This is a genomic window from Pontibacter toksunensis (assembly GCF_042686245.1).
Lineage (GTDB): Bacteria > Bacteroidota > Bacteroidia > Cytophagales > Hymenobacteraceae > Pontibacter > Pontibacter toksunensis.
In genome coordinates this window covers 1-17,468 of the sequence record NZ_JBHUOX010000005.1, presented here as the reverse complement: position 1 = coordinate 17,468, position 17,468 = coordinate 1, and the positions used below count along the sequence as shown (strand labels likewise).

General features: G+C 49.7%; 18 protein-coding genes and 3 pseudogenes. 8 read left to right on the top strand and 13 right to left on the bottom strand.

Annotation, left to right across the window (positions count from 1 at the left end; translation table 11 throughout):
* The first annotated feature begins 8 nt into the window (after positions 1-8).
* The 3 genes from ACFS7Z_RS08120 to ACFS7Z_RS08110 all read left to right on the top strand — a co-directional run bounded on the left by ACFS7Z_RS08120 (position 9) and on the right by ACFS7Z_RS08110 (position 2,114).
* A complete protein-coding gene (locus ACFS7Z_RS08120; RefSeq protein WP_377483204.1) occupies positions 9-1,223 on the top strand; it encodes a hypothetical protein in 1,215 nt (404 codons plus the stop codon).
* A gap of 27 nt (positions 1,224-1,250) precedes the next feature.
* Complete coding sequence (gene tssO, locus ACFS7Z_RS08115; RefSeq protein ID WP_377483201.1) at positions 1,251-1,778, top strand: type VI secretion system TssO; 528 nt, start codon at positions 1,251-1,253, stop codon at positions 1,776-1,778.
* A 174-nt stretch (positions 1,779-1,952) separates the two neighbouring features.
* Positions 1,953-2,114, top strand: coding sequence for a hypothetical protein (locus ACFS7Z_RS08110; protein ID WP_377483199.1), 162 nt, complete (start codon positions 1,953-1,955; stop codon positions 2,112-2,114).
* A gap of 504 nt (positions 2,115-2,618) precedes the next feature.
* Here ACFS7Z_RS08110 and ACFS7Z_RS08105 read toward each other — a convergent pair.
* The 8 genes from ACFS7Z_RS08105 to ACFS7Z_RS08070 all read right to left on the bottom strand — a co-directional run bounded on the left by ACFS7Z_RS08105 (position 2,619) and on the right by ACFS7Z_RS08070 (position 8,444).
* Positions 2,619-2,978, bottom strand: a complete 360-nt coding sequence (locus ACFS7Z_RS08105; protein WP_377483197.1) for a hypothetical protein — start codon at positions 2,976-2,978, stop codon at positions 2,619-2,621.
* Between the two features lie 203 nt (positions 2,979-3,181).
* Positions 3,182-4,126, bottom strand: a complete 945-nt coding sequence (locus ACFS7Z_RS08100) for a relaxase/mobilization nuclease domain-containing protein (RefSeq protein ID WP_377483195.1) — start codon at positions 4,124-4,126, stop codon at positions 3,182-3,184.
* The gene (locus ACFS7Z_RS08095; RefSeq protein ID WP_377483192.1) at positions 4,101-4,493 is read right to left on the bottom strand and encodes a MobC family plasmid mobilization relaxosome protein; all 393 of its coding nucleotides are present in this window, start codon (positions 4,491-4,493) and stop codon (positions 4,101-4,103) included. Before ACFS7Z_RS08095 ends, ACFS7Z_RS08100 begins: the two co-directional genes overlap by 26 nt.
* A 144-nt stretch (positions 4,494-4,637) precedes the next feature.
* Positions 4,638-4,937 carry a toprim domain-containing protein gene (locus tag ACFS7Z_RS08090; RefSeq protein ID WP_377483190.1) on the bottom strand — a complete coding sequence of 100 codons (300 nt, stop codon included), beginning with the start codon at positions 4,935-4,937 and terminating at the stop codon, positions 4,638-4,640.
* Positions 4,910-5,569, bottom strand: a complete 660-nt coding sequence (locus ACFS7Z_RS08085; RefSeq protein ID WP_377483188.1) for a hypothetical protein — start codon at positions 5,567-5,569, stop codon at positions 4,910-4,912. Before ACFS7Z_RS08085 ends, ACFS7Z_RS08090 begins: the two co-directional genes overlap by 28 nt.
* Positions 5,570-5,808: 239 nt before the next feature.
* Positions 5,809-7,038, bottom strand: a complete 1,230-nt coding sequence (locus ACFS7Z_RS08080) for a primase-helicase family protein (RefSeq protein ID WP_377483185.1) — start codon at positions 7,036-7,038, stop codon at positions 5,809-5,811.
* 18 nt (positions 7,039-7,056) lie between these two features.
* Positions 7,057-7,392, bottom strand: coding sequence for a helix-turn-helix domain-containing protein (locus tag ACFS7Z_RS08075; RefSeq protein WP_377483183.1), 336 nt, complete (start codon positions 7,390-7,392; stop codon positions 7,057-7,059).
* A gap of 86 nt (positions 7,393-7,478) precedes the next feature.
* Positions 7,479-8,444, bottom strand: coding sequence for a hypothetical protein (locus ACFS7Z_RS08070; protein ID WP_377483180.1), 966 nt, complete (start codon positions 8,442-8,444; stop codon positions 7,479-7,481).
* 352 nt (positions 8,445-8,796) lie between these two features.
* On the opposite strand from ACFS7Z_RS08070, the gene ACFS7Z_RS08065 reads away from it, so the two are divergent.
* A complete protein-coding gene (locus ACFS7Z_RS08065; protein WP_377483177.1) occupies positions 8,797-9,900 on the top strand; it encodes a Fic family protein in 1,104 nt (367 codons plus the stop codon).
* Between the two features lie 243 nt (positions 9,901-10,143).
* On the opposite strand, the gene ACFS7Z_RS08060 is transcribed toward ACFS7Z_RS08065, so the two are convergent.
* The 4 genes from ACFS7Z_RS08060 to ACFS7Z_RS08045 form a co-directional block, all read right to left on the bottom strand.
* Positions 10,144-10,614 (bottom strand): JAB domain-containing protein, encoded by a 471-nt coding sequence (locus ACFS7Z_RS08060; RefSeq protein ID WP_377483174.1) that lies wholly within the window; start codon positions 10,612-10,614, stop codon positions 10,144-10,146.
* 607 nt (positions 10,615-11,221) lie between these two features.
* Positions 11,222-11,641 carry a hypothetical protein gene (locus ACFS7Z_RS08055; RefSeq protein ID WP_377483172.1) on the bottom strand — a complete coding sequence of 140 codons (420 nt, stop codon included), beginning with the start codon at positions 11,639-11,641 and terminating at the stop codon, positions 11,222-11,224.
* Between the two features lie 193 nt (positions 11,642-11,834).
* Positions 11,835-12,602, bottom strand: a complete 768-nt coding sequence (locus tag ACFS7Z_RS08050; RefSeq protein WP_377483783.1) for a tyrosine-type recombinase/integrase — start codon at positions 12,600-12,602, stop codon at positions 11,835-11,837.
* On the bottom strand, positions 12,524-13,144 hold the full coding sequence (locus ACFS7Z_RS08045; protein ID WP_377483170.1) for an Arm DNA-binding domain-containing protein: 621 nt from the start codon (positions 13,142-13,144) through the stop codon (positions 12,524-12,526). The genes ACFS7Z_RS08050 and ACFS7Z_RS08045 overlap by 79 nt, the downstream gene beginning before the upstream one ends.
* 389 nt (positions 13,145-13,533) lie before the next feature.
* Between ACFS7Z_RS08045 and ACFS7Z_RS08040 the strand changes: the two genes are divergently transcribed.
* Positions 13,534-14,133 (top strand): DUF6624 domain-containing protein, encoded by a 600-nt coding sequence (locus tag ACFS7Z_RS08040; RefSeq protein ID WP_377483168.1) that lies wholly within the window; start codon positions 13,534-13,536, stop codon positions 14,131-14,133.
* Positions 14,134-14,383: 250 nt separating this feature from the next.
* Here ACFS7Z_RS08040 and ACFS7Z_RS08035 read toward each other — a convergent pair.
* Positions 14,384-14,491 (bottom strand): annotated as a pseudogene (locus tag ACFS7Z_RS08035) (IS3 family transposase); the annotation flags it as partial.
* A 433-nt stretch (positions 14,492-14,924) separates the two neighbouring features.
* Here ACFS7Z_RS08035 and ACFS7Z_RS08030 point away from each other — a divergent pair.
* The 3 genes and pseudogenes from ACFS7Z_RS08030 to ACFS7Z_RS08020 form a co-directional block, all read left to right on the top strand.
* Positions 14,925-16,178, top strand: a complete 1,254-nt coding sequence (locus ACFS7Z_RS08030; protein ID WP_377483166.1) for an SBBP repeat-containing protein — start codon at positions 14,925-14,927, stop codon at positions 16,176-16,178.
* Positions 16,145-16,345 (top strand): annotated as a pseudogene (locus tag ACFS7Z_RS08025) (SBBP repeat-containing protein); the annotation flags it as partial. The gene ACFS7Z_RS08030 and the pseudogene ACFS7Z_RS08025, both read left to right, overlap by 34 nt.
* 81 nt (positions 16,346-16,426) lie before the next feature.
* Positions 16,427-17,468 (top strand): annotated as a pseudogene (locus tag ACFS7Z_RS08020) (hypothetical protein); the annotation flags it as partial.

The following is a 17,468-nucleotide window of genomic DNA, read 5'->3' as shown; positions in this document are numbered from 1 at the left end:
CATAGGTTATGCTACAGAATCAATATTTGCCCGTGCATTGGATCGATGGAATGAAGATCAACAAAAATCATTTTATAGCCCAGAATAATGCCTTCACATCTCAGGTTGCACAGGGCGTCAGTGGCTTATTAAATGAGTATAATTACGGACTGCTGCCAAACGCCTCTACAGGAAACAATGGTTTAAAGTTAGCTGTAACAACAGATAACCAGCAGCAGGTACAGGTCAGACTTCAACAATGTCGGGCGATAACGCTTGGCGGTCATGTAATTCAGTTGGGTGACGGCTCGCCAATAAATGGCGGCTATGTTAGTGCAGCAATACCAAACCTGAGCATTCCATTTAGTGAGTTGAGAGGTAAATCATCAGATTATCTTGTTGTTCTTGTTGTAAACCCCTATGATCGCACGCCCTACGGAGATGCTGATCCTGCTGAGTTACCGCCAAGGTTACCCTACACGCTACCATCTTATAAGCTGGAACTTATGCCAGTCAACGAGGTTAGCTCGGATGCTATTGGCCACTTTCAGTTACCGGTGGGTAAGCTAAAAGTACTGGAACAGAAGGTTATGCTTGATGAAGACTACATCGCCCCTTGCTCCTCTGCAAAAAGTCATCCCGATTTAATAGAAACTCATGCGGCTCTCGAGCATTTCTTTGGCAAGATGGAGTCGTATGCTTTACAGATTATCCAGAAAATCCTGCAAAAGAAACAGCAAAATGAGATGGCTGGTATTGTGCAGAAGCTATGTGAAAACATTGCTTTTTTCACGGCTTCCCATCTCAGTGATATCAAACTAACTCATCTTCAACAGCCCCCAGTATATTTGATAAGCACTATTTCAGCTTTTGCGCGGCTTTTTAAAAACACCTTGGATTTTTACACCGGTTCAGGAAAAGAAGAGCTTCTAAATTATTGCGTAGAGTGGTGCGATGTAAAGCAGGGAGAACTGGAGGGTGCCATCACAGCTTTAGCGAATCACCCATACAATCATTTAGATATTAATGAATCTCTAGAGAAAGCAAATGGCTTCACCAAGCTGGTTAAACACTTGTTCGCTAATCTTGCACGCCTGGAATACATTGGCAAACGCAAAGACACTGGCATATTCGTGAAAGAGCAGATCATTCAAAAAGACTCCAGCATGTTTATGCAGGAGCCAAAAACTTTATCAGAATCAGAAGTTCCACAAAAGAAACGCAGGAGCTTCCTGGTTGACTAAAACTATAATCACTAAATAATTAAAGTCATGGAACAGGTTTTAAATGCGAGCGAGAGGAAATATGCTTTCGGAAAGTACATTATTTTCTTTTCAATAACAGTTGCAATAATAGTTGCTGCTGTGTATTTCGATACGCTCATTCCTCAAAACGAAAATGAGTTGTTAAGAAACAAAATTGGAAACATAGAGGCCCAGGAGTATAAGCAGAAAGAATTTATCGCTGCCATGGAAGAGGTAAAGAGCCTTAATGATTCATTAAGTAAAATAGGAATTGTCCATCCCTTAGTTGAACGTGGAATTACGGAACAACTTAGCATTATGAATAGGCCAAGTCATCAGGAAAATGCTCTATATGGATCATTGAATAAAGACCTATTTAATTTTACATATGAGTATACTGAAATGAATAAAAGATTAATAAATCTTAAAAAAGATTTAAAGGAAATTGAGCAACTAAAAGCTGAGTTGAATAGAACTCAAGTCAGTCTTGAAGAAGCAAACAGAAGTCTGGATGCCTACAGAAACAGCGCTAATTTAGGTATTGACAGACACTAAAGTTCCTTTTGAAGCTAGTTTACAGTCTCAGAAATACTTGATTAAACAAGACAAATAGAGAATACAGGCTTTCTTTTTTTTGCAAACTACTTTGCTAAAGGCACCCTTTGCAGGCGCGGGGCGGAGGCAAGCCTTGGGCCCGCGCGCAGGCGTTACACCTACACCAAGGTGCAGATGGATGAGCTTTTGACCCTTGTGGGCAGGCGAAAGAAAGGCAAATACTTGCTTGTCTACGCCTACAGCCCTAAATACGACGTGAACATTGGCTTTGAAAGCGGAAGCGCTAAAACGATGGAGGGGCTGATGGTAAAGCTCAGGGGCCTGGAGGTGGGTTAGTATTGCACCGACAACTGGAAGGCCTTTGCCAAGGTGCTGCCAGCCGAAAGGCGCAGGGTAAGAAAGGAGTATATTAAAAACATAGAGGGCGTAACACCTATCTCAGGGCAGAAACAGGAGGCTAGTGAAAAGGACAACCTGCTTATCAAAGAAAGAGTAGAACCATCTGGTATGCCTAAACATCATGTTCAGCCATAGAAACAAACAAAAATGCATACATCATACATTGTGTTCCAAAACAGAAAGCCTATCTACTAATACAATGCTTTTAAACATCGGACCCATGCGAAAGTAGCCCTTGAATTGTCAAAACAGGAGAAACAGTGTGCGGAGCTTCTTAGGCAAATTGTAAAAGTAGGTTTTTAGTATGAGGAGGGGAAGGTGCCTATGCTTAAAGAAGTAGCTGGTAGGAGCGGAGTAAGTAATAGTAAGGCAATAAAACATGTTCATCTGGGTGAACACATGAGAAGGAGCTGGATGATGTGACGCTAGATAAGATGCGAGTTATTTTTCCTCTTGCGATGGGAGGGTATTTCTTTCCGCCTCCAGCTTTTCAACCAGTTTCACGGCCTCTTCCGAATTCCGGGCAAAAATTGAGTCTGCCCATGAAACTGCACCCGGATAAACCTGCCTAATTATCCTCAGTTTTACGCCGCTTTCCATGAGCCTGCTGTTCTCCCTGTACAGACTGAAGCTAAGCCCGGCTGAAACAGCAGTTGTTAAAAATAGAATAATTCCCCCTGTCACAAAGCTCCTGGACTTGTATTCAAAGTTGTGGTGGTGCCGGACGGGCAGAACTTTTGGCAGCTTTGAGATGGTATCGCGGAACGAGCTGATGAGAGCATGAACCTGGAGAGCCTGCACACTCAGGTCCTGCCGCCTGAGCAGCTTTTTCAGCTCCTCAAACTGATCGGAAAAGTCAGGGGCATGAGGTGTCTGCCCCTGGTTGGCCTGTTCAGGTTTGGCCGGTGCAGGGTTGCTTTGCTGCTCCAGCTTTTCCAGCCGCTTACTGTGCAGGGCCAGTACACGCTCCGCGTCGGCCAGTCGCTCTTATATTTCTGCTGGTATCATAGGTGTCGTCTCTTTTTCTTCTTCCTCTTTTTCCTGAAGTGGTAATCCTGCGCAGCTACTGCGCTTTCTGCCTGGCCTGCGGGGGAAAGCAGGTCGATGTTACGGGGCGAAAGCAACGGGTGGTTATTTAGAGAGGCGGCAGGGCTTGCTGTGCCCGGCTGGGCGTGGCGCTTCGGCTGCGGCTTCAGAACATGTGCCGACAGCCGTTCCTGCTGCCTGTTTAGCTCCAACTGCTTGCTGATAGCCCCGTAACTCAGGCTCCTGTCAATCCTGGAGCCCCTGAAGCTGATATTCCCTTCGCAGAAACTTATGCCCTGCACTTGGTCTGTTCCCCTCCGGTATTTGTAATGGAGGGTGACGCCTTTAGTCTGGAGCAGCCGCTCCATCTCCTGCCAGTTCCTGGCCTTGCCCAAAGCGATTTCGATGGCATCATGTAGTTCGTATCTCGCCTTATCAGCCCCTTTCAGGCGCAGGCGGTTCACCTGCTCCTTGCCCGGTGCCAGGTAATAGCCATGGCGGAGGGTCATTTCCCGGCACACCTCGGCATTGCGGTGGCGCTGCAGTTTGTCTGTGATTGTCCTGCCCTGGAAGTCTACCCTATTGTAGACGATGTGCAGGTGCGGGTGCTTCCGGTCTCGGTGCTCGACGATGAGGTACTGCGTGTCTCTAATCTGCATTTTCTCCAGGTACTCCCGTGCCCGCTCTGCCATCACCTGGCCATTCAGCTTTGGCCTGTCGTGCACACTCCAGCTTAGGGCGATGTGGCCTACCGCCTTCCCAAGCTCCGGGTTCATGCTACGCTGGAGGTTGAAGTCTGTGACCATGGCAGAAACGGTATCCGTCCGGATGCCGTTGGCCTCCAGTACCAGGGCTCCTTCCTTCTGCACCACGTAGCGCACACAGCCCGCGAAGCTTTTACCGCTTGTTACTTTTCCTATCATCTTTCCTTAGGCTTTGAAGCAGGCGGTCTATCTCATCGAGGGCCTTACGGCACTTGCTCTGCACCGAGAGCAGCCCCTCGCGGTGCGCTAGGCGGGCCAGCTGGTTTAGGTTGTTGGCAAGCCCGGAGAGCATTCGCAGCAGCGTTGCCTCCTCTGGTTTTAGCCGCGCCGTGACAGTAGCTTTTTTTGCAGCCGCCCTGAACCACTCGGAGGTTTTCATGCCCGCCTCCCGGGCCTTGCCGGTGACGAGCAGGCGTTCGGTCTCCGTTACCCGGACCACCAGCGTGCAGCTCTTCTTGACCCGCTTTACGGGACGGCCTCCTTTCTTTTGCTGGTCCATATGCCGGGCCTCATCGGTTGTTTCCATCGTCTGTTTCTTTTATGCTTTAGTCCAATGCCCTGCTGCGACCACCGGGAGCACAGGGATAGGGAGCAAGTTTTTGTATGACAAAAACACAAACTTGCTCCCTACTTAAAAGACGCTTTAAAGAAGCTTCTGAAGAGGGAGACTTCACAGGTGACCGGCCCTTCGCCTGTGCCGTCTTGTCCTGTTTCTCCTGGTTGCCAGGTATTCGTTCACGTCCTTGTGGCCGTTGTAAAAGGCGGAGCAGTCGATGCCCTCCACGCCTGAACATTGCAGTGACTCCGCTACCCGCCTCCCGGCCTGGTCGCGGTCCAGGAAAAGGTATACCTCCTTGTGCTGATGCAGCAGTCCAATACTCCTGTCTATCAGGGAGGCAGAGTTAAGAATCAGGAAGTTCGACTTGACAGGGTGCCGCGACTTTAGCTCCAGCAGCGAGAGGAAATCCATAAACCCTTCCAGCAGGCAGACAGTGCCGCAGCCGTTATCCACGAAAGTGATGTCCTTGGGGGGGAGGAGCCCTTGAACAAGGCGCTGCGCAGCTCGTACCCGCCGGAGCGGTTCCCGAATCCGATGGCCCGATACTCCCTGCCTTCTATGGCAAATTTCACTTCCTTGCAGTAGGGTTTGGCTGTGGACAGCCTGATGCCCCGTTTGCGCAGGTAACAGGTAAGGTGACTGCTCTGGCCCAGCTCCTGCACACTCAGGACAGTGATGCCGGGTTCAGGAGCAGGCGCCCTGTTCTGACTGACCTTGGCTGCGTGGCACTCACCATGTTTTAAGTCCGGAACATCATTTGCCTGTGAAAGAAAAAACTGGCCTGAGAGGCTTTTAATTGTTTCCCGGATGGTGCCGGTGGGATGGAGGCGCAGGGCCAGGTCAAATACCTTCCCGCCTTCCCCGGTGCCGTGGTCGTACCAGCGGTTGAGTTTGGTGCTGACCTTAAAGGAGGGAGAGCGTTCGGCGGGGCGGATAGGGGAGACGTACCACCAGTCGCCCCCTTTCCTGCGGACAGGCTCAATGCCCTGGCTGGCCAGGTAGTCCGTGATGGACAGTGCATCATTAATCTGCTGAATGTTCATACCTTTTTCCTTTCATAAGCAAGCTTAAAAACTGAAAGCCTGAGACCTGGCTGAATACCGATGATTTGATGAGGGTGATGTGCAAGTGGTTGATGTACAGTAATATGTATGTACATCATGGCCTCATCAGGCTTTTCCTGTATGATGAGGAAGCTCATCGTTCTCATCATTTCTCATCAATTAAAAAGATACTTTGATGAGTAGGTAAATATCTGATATTCAGGTTTATGAAGGCTGAATTAGCCGTCCTCATCAAGCCGCAGTCTGAGCCAGCTCTGGGAAATGCTGTAGAACCTGCCGGTGAGCCGCACCTGGCAGGGCTCACCCTGCGCGTCGTAGCGATAGGTCTGGTAGCTCAGGCTGTTGGTTGCCGGCACCAGGCCCCATTCCCGCTGCAGCACCCGGCGCACCTCCTGGCCTGAGAGACGGGGCATGTGCCGCCTGAGCAGCTCAAGCATGTCCTTTGCCGTAAAGCACAGCTCCCCGTCCCAGGTGGCCTCGAAAAGCTCCCTGAGCAGCAACAGCATTTCTGTCTCCACCTTGTTGCGGCTGCCTTGCATCACGCGCAGCAGCGCGTCCGTCCGGAGCTGCTTTTCTGAGAACCACATCCGCGTGAGCCCCTGCGGCACCGACAGAGGCCGCCTCAGCAGCAGGTGCAGGAGTTGCGGGACCTCCTGCCGCATCTGGCTGAGAAGGTGTATATTCTCCCGCTCCAGTGGTGGCACCTTCCTGACCCAGTAGCGTGTCTCAGTGGGCTCAATCACCAGGAAGTCCTCCTCGTTGTTGGAGCAGAGCACGAACTTGCCGAAGAACTCTGTTTCGCGGCGGTCCTTGCCCTTGGCCTCAATTTTAGCGGTGCGGGCCGTGCTCAGGTTCTTGATTTTCTCCGAGTCCTCCTTCCGCCCGAGCAGCACCTCATCCACGGCGATGAGGAGCGTGTTCATCCAGTCGGAGTTGAACTGGGAGCGGAAGTCGCTGTTGCCGTTGAAGGTCACGTTCCGTCCGAAGATGAGCTTGAGCAGGTTAAGGAAGGTGGTCTTGCCCGTCTTGCGCTCCCGGGATACCAGGCACAGCACAGGCAGGTGCTGGGTGGGGCTCCGGTACAGGAGTGCCAGGTAATCCAGCCCCAGCTCGTACTGCTCCCCGAAGATGTGCCTGAGAAAGAACAGCGTCTGAGAGCAGGGCCCCTCCTCCGGTTGCCAGGGCAGCGGATGGTAGAGGTTGTAGAAGTTTCCCACCGCCTCCTGGTAGTGCAGGTGGCTGGGCACGCAGCAGAAGCCGTCGAAGCGGCAGATTTTCTTTACCTCCTTGCGCGGGAGGTCCTGGCGAAGTGTCTCCGACGACCAGGGAATCCACAGCTCCACATAGTCTCCCTGGATAGTGGGCTGCCGGCAGCGCTTGTAGTAGGAGGTCTGCACCCGGATGTAACTCTCCGGCGCGTCAAGGGGAAAGTGTTCCGTCTCTTTCATGAGCAGTCAGAACAAAGGTCAGACCTTCCTTCTTTTGCCGAGGACAAGCTGCCCCGCCTCCTGCCTGATCTCTGCTACGGTTTTCTTCCGGCCCTCCCGAATCCACTCAGCCAGCTCGCTTTTGTAAAAGTAGAGCCGCTTGCCCCGCTTGCTCACCGGAACCTCCCGGCGGCTGACTTTCATGTAGAGCGTGGCAACGGAAAGATGGAGGAAGGCAGCGGCCTGGCTGACGTTGAAGATGTCCTCCTGCTCCTCTTGGGGGTGTCGCTCCTCCAGCAGGCGCTCCAGGTGGTTTAGTTTCTCGTGCAGCAGGCGCATGGCCTGCGGCAGTTGCTCAAAGGTGAAGTTTTCCATAACAGCATTGTTTTTGGTTTGTGCTGCAATGGTAGGGGCTTGTTTAGAAGGGTTGCAAGAAGGCTGTGCCCTATCCTACCTGTATCTTACTGGATAGTGTAGTTTTTCTGGGTGCGGACGACGGGGAAAACAGAGTAGGTGCCGTCGGGCTGCTTCCGCACGTCCAGAATAGGGGACTGGCAGGGCTTGGCGTTGGAGGAGATGATGGCGGCCAGGTAGTTAGGCGGCAGGGTTCTTTGCTGTTTTCGGTACACATAGGCGAAGTTTGCCGATATCCATGCCTCGAGCTCCCCTTTCTGACAGCCCACGAGGAGATTGGCTTCGTAGAGCTGCTTGAAGGCGTCGGCCAGCTGGTTGCCGTTCCCGTGGAAGAGCAGGGGGGAGGAGGGGGACTGGTTCTCCTGCAGGAGGGGCAGTAGCTGCTCCTGGTCCTCTGTGGTAAAATATCCCTTGAGGATTTCAAAGAGCTTCTCCGTTACCCCATCCACAAAGTGAGGATAACCTGTAATAGGCCTGGCAGGGGCGGGTTCAAGCGGGAGCGAATCCTGCTCCTCCGGGGCGGGTAGCAGGGCCGTTACACTCCGGATAAATTTGGCCAGCACGGCCTCCCGTAGCTTGACCGACTCACCCAGGTCATCCACCAGCTCCTCGCGAACCTCTATGTGCGCATAGACGGGCTGAAGGTTATGTATGACAAACAGGTCAGGCAGGTTCATCTGGTGCAGGTAACCAACCGGATAAAACTGCCCGTAGTCCAGGGCGTGGTTGTGAAAGTTGACCCAGAAGGTCCTGAACCGCTCCTCTATCCCGGCAGTTTGCTCCAAAACCACTTGCAGCTGCCTGTGGTGGAGGGAAAGCAGATCCAGTGCGGCCATCTCAGAGAGGAGCCGGAGTTCACTTTCGAAAACAGCGGCCTCGTCATAATGCGTCTCATGCCTGAGGTCGTAGCTTGTTTTCACCTGTTGGCCAAAAGGGCCTACAGGCACCTTCCGCTCGATAAGGTGAAGTTCAAAGGTCTGCAGGCGGGTCAGAAACTTCTTCAGGTGCTTCATGGTGCTGCGGTTTTATGACGGCCATCTGGGAGCTGAGAAACGAAGGAAGGTTCAAGGTACCTGTGTTGGTAGCTTGTCTCTACTTCTTCACTATCTCAATATAAACCAAAGCATAACAACAACAAAGAATACGCAGTAGCATTTTATAATGCGCAGGTAATCGCTGCCGCGGCATTTCATGGCCAGCTGTATCAGCTTGTCCCGGTATGTTGGCACAAAGTCGGGCTAAGTAAGGATGATGCTGGCCATTATTTCCTGCTTTAGCGCATTCAAGTTAAGATGAGCCGATTAAATTTCTTATTCGGCTCATATTTATTTTATATTTGAGCCATTTAAGCGTTATATTCGGCTCATGATCTACAATTGGCAACAACCCGACTGGCCTAAATTCAGGTATGATGTAAGCGAAGTAGAAGACATGCTTTTCGAGTTCGCAGAGTTGACGGGCCATGTCAGCGGGATATTAAAAGCCCTGCCTGAAGCGGTGCAGTTGGAAGCTGTGATTGACTTGATGGTGGCTGAAGCTATCAAAACGTCAGAAATCGAAGGCGAGTACCTTGACCGCCAGGACGTTGTTTCATCTATTCGCAATAACCTCGGCCTTAATCAAACCCCTGAAGCTACAAAAGATAAAATGGCGCAAGGGGCGGGTGAACTGATGACCGATGCCCGTAAAACCTATGCGAATGCCTTGACAGCGGAAAAGCTCTTCCAATGGCACACGATGCTTTTAAAAGAGCAGAAACAAGTTAATGTCGGTGTGTGGCGCAGCCATGAGGAACCGATGCAGGTTATTTCAGGAGCCCTTGGCAAAGAAAAGGTGCATTTTGAAGCTCCTCCTTCTTCCCGCATACCGGATGAAATGAATAAGTTCATTCAATGGTTCAATCAAACAGCACTCGGAGGAGGCAAAGAGATGAAGAAAGCCCCTGTCAGGTCGGCGGTTGCACATTTGTATTTCGAGACCCTTCACCCGTTCGAGGATGGCAATGGCAGAATCGGGCGCGCCATAGCAGAAAAAGCTTTGTCTCAAACCTTGGGCCGTCCGGTGTTGCTTAGCCTCTCCAGGACAATAGAGGCAGATAAGAAGGCGTATTATAATGCCTTGGAGCAGGCCCAGAAAAGCAACGACATCACGTCCTGGGTTATATACTTTGTCAGTGTTATTCTAAAGTCACAGCAACAGGCTATCAGCCTTGTCGATTTCATTCTGAAGAAATCGAAGTTCTTTGACCGGTTCAACAACCCGCTGAATGAAAGGCAAATAAAGGCTGTAAGAAGAATGCTTGACGCAGGGCCGGAGGGTTTTGAGGGAGGTATGAATGCACGAAAATATATCTCTATTACAAAAGCCTCCAAGGCAACTGCAACAAGGGATTTGCAGCATCTTCTGGAATTGGGAGCTTTCGTTCAGGAAGGTGGCGGTCGGAGTACCCGCTATATTATAAATATTTAATTCAAATAAGCACTTTGTGCAGGACTAACCGGAAAGCGTTGCGAACACTTTTCCGGAAGATCAGATTGTGTACGCACTGAGTTCGCAATTGGGTTGGACGCACCTGCGCACACTAGCCGCCATGAAGGATTAGATGAGCTTAGCGTACAGGAACGGTGGAGCACACGTGTCCTGCAGGAGCGGTTCGACAGCATAAGGTGAAGTGTACTTTACTGTGATTTTATTTTAATGAGCAAAAAGAGGCTACAAAAGCCCCTCGTCCGCCAGCGAGTAGTAACTCTCGCTGGTGATGATGATGTGGTCCAGCACCGCAATATCGAGCAGTTCGCCGCCCGCTTTCATTTTCTTTGTCAGCTGCAGGTCTGCCGCGCTTGGCTTGAGGTTGCCAGAGGGGTGGTTGTGGCAGAGGATGATGGAGGAGGCGCAGGCTTTTAACGCGGCCACAAAGATGAGCTTAGGGTCCGCTACCGTGCCGGCGACTCCTCCTGTCGATAGCTCATAGATGCCCAGCACCCGGTTGGCCCTGTTGAGGAGCATGACCTTAAACTGCTCCACGAACTCTATCTTGCCTGAGTCCCAGCTTGCCTTCAGCACGTTGTAGCTGTCGGTGGAAGAGGTGACCTGTGGCCTCTCGGATGGTTTCACTTCGGCGCGGTAGGAGAGCTTTATCTCTGCCACTTTGGAGAAGGAGGAGTTTCTGATGAGCTTTTCCATAATCTTTGTCTTTTTAGTGTGAGGAATTGATTATGGTGCCCCACCTGCCTTCGGGACGGACTAAGGGCATAGGTGGAGCTTGGAAAAATGTGGAGGGCTCCCTTTGGGATACCCATTTTCCCAAGACTACCTTGTCCCGTGTCCGGCACGCAAGGCTATCTTTGCACTAGAATGAATGCCAATGGATTTTTGCTTTGTGGTGTATGGGGAAAGGCATTTTGGAAATATTCGTCTGGTCAGGTGTCTTTTGTAATCCAGCATCACCACGATCGTGCTTTGGCCCTGTTGAAAACTGTTTAAAGCTTCCGGATTGTAAACCGATAGCGCTTTGCAAAACCTTCCAATTAACAAGTAATATTAGTCTCCCAGACAGGTAAGATCCTCCCGCTGATTGATATACTTTAAAAGTAACCAGAATTTTTTTGATATTGGGCTCCAGTGAAGAGCATTTGATTTCTTTGTTGGCCACTGTGTTAGCCTGGGGAGCATCTTTGGTGTTAGAGTACACTGTAAATTTCTTTTGGAGGCATTTTACCGGTTTTTGGTCAATAATGTAAACCCGGTTTTCTGTTACATCATCCTTGGTTTGTTTCTCATCAACAAAGCTTCACGCCAGGCGCCGCTGCAAGACAAAAAAAGGAGTGCTGTCTTTTACAAAATAGTTATCTACTGCTGAAAAGTGACTGTACTCATTGTAGGTATGCTTTATCATTCGGAGCTGTCCATTTTCAGTAAAGTAGGTTACTGTCCCTTTCTTTTCATCGTTACAGTTGTAGTTAAATGAAGCAGAGTTCATCCTGCTGCTTTCTATCCTGGAAGTAACATAGGTGTATTCCTTTTTGATATCCGCAACATTCTTTAAATCGCGCAGTACTTCAAAAGAATCGGTCTGAGTTATTATCAGGGGAGTAGTCGCGCCTACTAGATTTGAATTTTCGCTGGAAGTTGTACTTTCCTTGCAAGAAACAAGCGTCATAAATACTATCAGGTAAACTATTGCCAGGCTAACTATATTTCCTTTCGTCATGTTCACTTGTTTCCCTTGTTCATTGTACGTGAACATTCAAAAACAATGAACATAAACTTCGAAAGCAAGCTGTAGCCTTATGAGTTGAGTATAGGAAGAGTTAAGTTTCTGGCATACGTTCTGGTGAGCACAACGACTTTAACCGGACCTGAACCAGAGCAGCCAATATTACCACCAGTGCAAATGAGAGCTATTAAAACTTGTCCACGTTCTTAAATGCTGTCAGATGAGCTGTGTATTGCAGTTTCACGTTATCCTCAAAGCTGTCCAGGTAACTCTCTGTAGTTTTTAAGTTGCTGTGTCCCAGAGACTCAGAGATATACTCAATAGGTGCTCCTGCACGCTTTAGTACCGTACTGAAACTATGCCGGGCGGTGTAGGTAGTAACGTCCTTTACGATGCCAACATTAGCTGCTATCCGTTTGACATAGGTATTGATAAATTTAATTACCTGCTTTACCGTCGAAAGCTCTCTTTGAGGTGTTAATCCTTCTTTCAGAAGAGGGAATACATACGCTTCAGGGTAGGAGGGTTTGTTCCCCCAGCGCTTAATAATCTCCCGAACCTCAGGAGTAAGCATCACTACAATTGGTTTTAAGTTTTGGCGGCTGGTTCGTTCAGTTTTAGCTCTTATGAAGGTAATCTTCTCATTATCGAGGTTGCTGTACTTTAAACGGGCGATGTCTTTTATGTTGATTCCATTGCATAAATAAGAAAACATCCAAAGGTCACGGGCCCGGGCTTCGCTTGGTGTTGTTGCCTGATAAGTGAATATTTTTTCAATATCAGTAAGAGTTAAGGCTTTTTTGATGTTACGTCCAGCCGGGATCTGGTATTTTCGTTTACCAAAGGGATATAATTCAGGTGTAGCCTCTCCTGCAGCTATGGCATTGTTAAAAATAGCGCGGACAGCCCGTAAATAAAAACCGATCGTTGTGGTGGAGTTGCCATTATCCAGAATCCATCTTTCGTAATCGGAGAGAAAATCAACTGTGATGGCAGCATATGGCAGCGGTTTTCTTTTTTTAGCAGGTTTTCTTTCTTTTCAAGTGATTTTGCTATAGATAATCCTTTTTTCTTGGCTAAAGGTGTTTTACAGACAAAGGAAAGCAGGGAAAAGCTGGCGCTGGCATAACAGTGAGCTGTACCTACTCTCCCTTCACTGTTTAATTTTTGAATCTGAAGATCGAAGGCTGAAAACATATCGCCCTTGGCGGGGACTTTTAAAAACTTCCTCTCAAACTCCTCAAATGAAAATGATTCCAGGTTGCGGATGATACCGATTGCCTCCTGCTCGATTTCCTGGAAAGCTATCTGAAGCTCCTTGTATTTCTTCTTCGGCTTTTCCGCGTGAACTTTAGAAAAATCTGCCTCACTTAAAGCGTAGTTGGTGTTATAATACTTGCGCTGTCTTAGATAGGTTAGCCTTAACCTTACCGGGAAGCAACCACCTTTTAAGGCTCTTCTGGTATCCAGCATAACGGAGGTAAGTACAGGTATCATGTGTGTGCAAATGTGATTTGTGTGCACACAATTTGCACACAAAAAGGCGGATTAGCAAGAAATAGTTATAAATACCGAAAAGTAAAAACGGTTTTTAAGGCTATTTAAGCACTATTTATAAATGTCTATAAGTAATAATTATATCCGTGTGATTAACTCATAATCAGTAGGTGCCTGGTTCGATTCTAGGTGGGCCCACAGCCTTTATAAAGCCAGATAACAAAATGTTGTCTGGCTTTATTGTTTTCGCCCTTTTCTGTACATTTAGCCCTCCTTTAAAAACATAGAATGACAACGCCTATCAAAATTCATACATAACCTTTCGCTAACGCTTCAGGCTCTGTATGCACGAGCACGATGGGCAAATTCGAAGCTTCACAATTAGCAGAATGAATTACAAAGACATTGCTGAAAGAATAATCGAACTGAAAAACGCGGACTTGGAATTTCGGGACAAGCTTGTTGAAAGCAAACAACTTGGTGAAGGCTATAACGCAGAAATGGCGAAGATACATGACGAGAATGCCAAAATCTTAAATCAGATAATAGACACAATCGGTTATCCTACCGTTGACAAAGTAGGCAAAGAAGCCAGTGAAGCAGCCTGGCTGGTGATACAGCACTCCATTGGACAGCCAGATTTCATGAAAAAATCCCTGAAATTATTAGAGGTTGCCGTTGATGAAAACAAGGCAAGCTCCATACACTTAGCTTACCTGACTGACCGAGTTGCTGGATTTGAAGGTAAACCTCAGATTTATGGGACTCAATTTGACTGGGACGAAGACGGAGAGCTAAGCCCGAAACCCTTTGACGACTTGACCAAAGTAAACCAAAGGAGAAAATCAATCGGACTGAACACCCTTGAAGAACAAACGGAGATTATAAGAAGACAAGCAAAAATCGAAAATCAATCACCACCGCAAGACTTTGGAAAAAGGAAGCAGGAGATTGAAAAATGGAAGAAAGCAGTTGGTTGGACAAAATAAGGCAGCCCATAACAGCTCCTGCCAAAAAGTGGCGGTTCGTTTTTTGAATCAAGCGGTGTACCCCTGTCAAAGTCTGTGCTTAGCTGACAGTGAGCTGCTCCGAAATCGCTACCATAGGGTAGCTGCAAAACGTCAGACTGTCTAATAACTTCTTGTCTTTTGCAACTTTCGTCCTGGTAAGTAGCTAAACACTAGAGTGGAATTGCAATGTTTTACTGGAGTTTTTTTCTTAGGCAGCCATAGCTTTAGGTTACAGCAGGTTTTCATATTGCCAAGGAGTCCTGTAGCCAAGCGCTGAGTGCCTCCTCTTCCGATTGTAAAAGCCTTTAATGTATTCGAACACAGCCAGTCGGGCCTCCTGCCAGTATGAAGAATGGTTACACTAACAAAGTAAGGCTGCCTAAGAAATACCCTCCAGTAAACTCTTGCAATTCCATTATGTTCTTGCTGGTGAAAGCAAGATAACTGGAGAGACATCTACAAAGGGGGAAAATCAGTTACCTATTATCGCGGCACAGGCACTCAGGAGTAACCGGCGAACAGAGAACAGATATTGCCACTCTCCCTAAACTTTTATTGATTCACCCATTTTCCCTCTACTTATACTAAATTTAATAGAATAATTCTAAAAAAAGAAGTATAAGACAGAACCCTACGTATTGAGGAGACAACCTTCTTCTCCAGGAGCAACATCTATTACATTCCACTCACCCTCAGCACCCCTCGTTTGCCTGCCGACCTGGCAGGAGTCTCCGCCTATTATGTTCATTTTACTTTAAAAACTTTACTCCATGAAAATATTCTTACTTCCTTCAGCATTACTTTTCCTGCTGTATCTAGTTAGCACGGCAGCAATTGCCCAGCAACCGACACTAGAGTGGGCCCAGCGCTACAATGCAAGGAGCAGTACGAATGACAATGTAGTGGCTGTGGCAGTGGACGCTGAAGGAAACAGCTACGTGACAGGTAACAGCTTTAGTACGTCTCAGCAGATGGTAACTGTGAAATACTCCTCCTCCGGCGAGCAGCTCTGGGCGATGCATTTTAGAGACCACTCCAACGCCATTGCCTTAGATAATGCTGGCGGCGTCTACGTCACCGGCAACAGTGCGGGAGGCGAAAGGGGCAGAGGATACACCACCATCCGCTACGATGCCGCCACAGGGGAAGAGAAATGGAGCCGCCTCTACAATGGCCCAGCTAACGACTATGACCTGGCCTTAGCCATCGGCGTGGAGGGTGGTGGTGTTTACGTCACCGGCTCTGTTGTTAGTCCGGGCTACAGCCAGGACTACGCCACTATCCGTTATGACGCCGCCACGGGAGAAGAGTCGTGGGTACAGCCTTATAACGGGCCAGCAAACAGCAATAATGTTGTCCCTGAAATTGCCATAGATAACGCGGGCGGAGTTTACGTTACCGGAGCAAGTGGTGAGAAGTCCTCCTCTGACTTCGTCACTATCCGCTACGCGGCCGCCACCGGTGAAGAGGCATGGGTCCGGCTTTATGACGAACCGGCAAGCAGCGAGAACAGGGCCTATGGCATTGCTGTAGGAAACGGCAGCATCTACGTCACTGGTTCAAGCATCAGCGGCACAACTTCTGACTTCGCCACCATCCGCTATGAGGCAGCCACAGGGGAGCAAATTTGGGTGAGGCGTTTTGATGGCACTAGCGCAAGTATGAGTGACACTCCAGTAGCTGTCGTCGTGGACGCGGCAGGCAACAGTTACGTTACAGGCACGAGCCAAGGCACGCTTTCAAAAGTGACTATTGTCAAGTATTCTCCCTCCGGCGAGCAGCTCTGGGCTGTGCATTTTAAAGACTTTACAGCCGCCACTGCCATCGCAGTAGATAATGCCGGCGGTGTTTACGTAACAGGTGCAAGCTCCAGCTCCAGCAGTTTTTTAGAAAGTGACAATGCCCTGTTCGCTATGATGCCGCAACAGGGGAAGAGACATGGGCTAAGTTCTACAACGGCTCCGGCAACGGCTATGACGTCGCAACAGGTATCGCCGTCGACAATGACGGGGGCGTCTATGTAACAGGCTTTATTGTAACCAGCGCTACTAATGTTAATTATGCCACCCTCCGCTACGACGCCGCAACCGGGGAAGAGGCATGGGTAAAGCAATACAACGGACCAGGCGGCGGTTCGGACAGAGCCACAGCCATCGCCGTTGATAATGCCGGCGGCGTCTACGTCACCGGGTCTAGTTCCGGCCCCAGTGTTTTCTCTGGCATCGATTATGCCACCCTCCGCTACGACGCCGCAACAGGGGAAGAGACATGGGTGGAGCGATACAATGGCCCCGGAGATGGCAATGACAATGCCATAGGTATCGCCGTTGACAACACAGGTGGCGTTTACGTCACCGGCTCAAGTACCGGCAGCGAAAACGCTATACTTTACGCCACCGTCCGCTACAATGCCGCCACTGGTGAAGAGACATGGGCTGAACTTTATGACGGTCCCGGCAGCGGGGCCAGCTTTGTCTCAGATATAGCCGTCGGTAACGCTGGCGGTGTTTATGTGACCGGCTCCAGTTCCGATACCAACACCTCCCTAGGGACCGACTACCTTACCGTCCGCTATGATGCCGCCACCGGGGAAGAGGTATGGGCTGAACGGTACAATAGCATGGGCAGCAACGAGGACTTGGCTGTGGATGTGGCCCTTGACTTAGAGGGCAATGTTATCGTGACCGGCTCCAGTTATAGGGGGCCTGAGACCAACAACGACTTCCTGACTATCAAGTACAGCCAGCAGGCCCAGTGTCCGGATATAAGCGATGCCGTTATCACCGGCCTAACCTCTGTTCAGGCAGGCACCACAAGCTCAGTCTACTCCCTCCCCAACACCGGGGCCAACTCCTTCTCCTGGCTGATAACCGACAGCCAAGGCAATCCTTACACCAACTTCACCGGCCAAGGCACAAGCTCTATCACCGTCGACTGGCCTTCCGCTCCTGACTTCTTCAAAGTGAGTGTCAGCACCGGAGGACCAGGCGGAGGCTGTGTCGTGAGCACCTCCGTGACCTACGTCTCCGTCTTCGACCCTGACGCCGGCTTTGTAACCGGTAGCGGCTGGATAGAGTCACCCGCCGCCCCTGCCTATGAATTTATGCAAACCAGCAAAAGGGCGCACTGGAGCCTGGTGGCCAGGTACAGCAAAAGGAACGGGGAAGAGGACCAGGTGCAGGGTGCTACCATGCTCCTGCTGCAGGCCGGCTCCTTCACCTTCCGTAGTACCTCTTACGAGCCCGGCTCGCTGGTCATCACCGGCAACAGGGCCTACTACAGCGGCCGCGGCACCCTCACCCGCAGGGATGGCC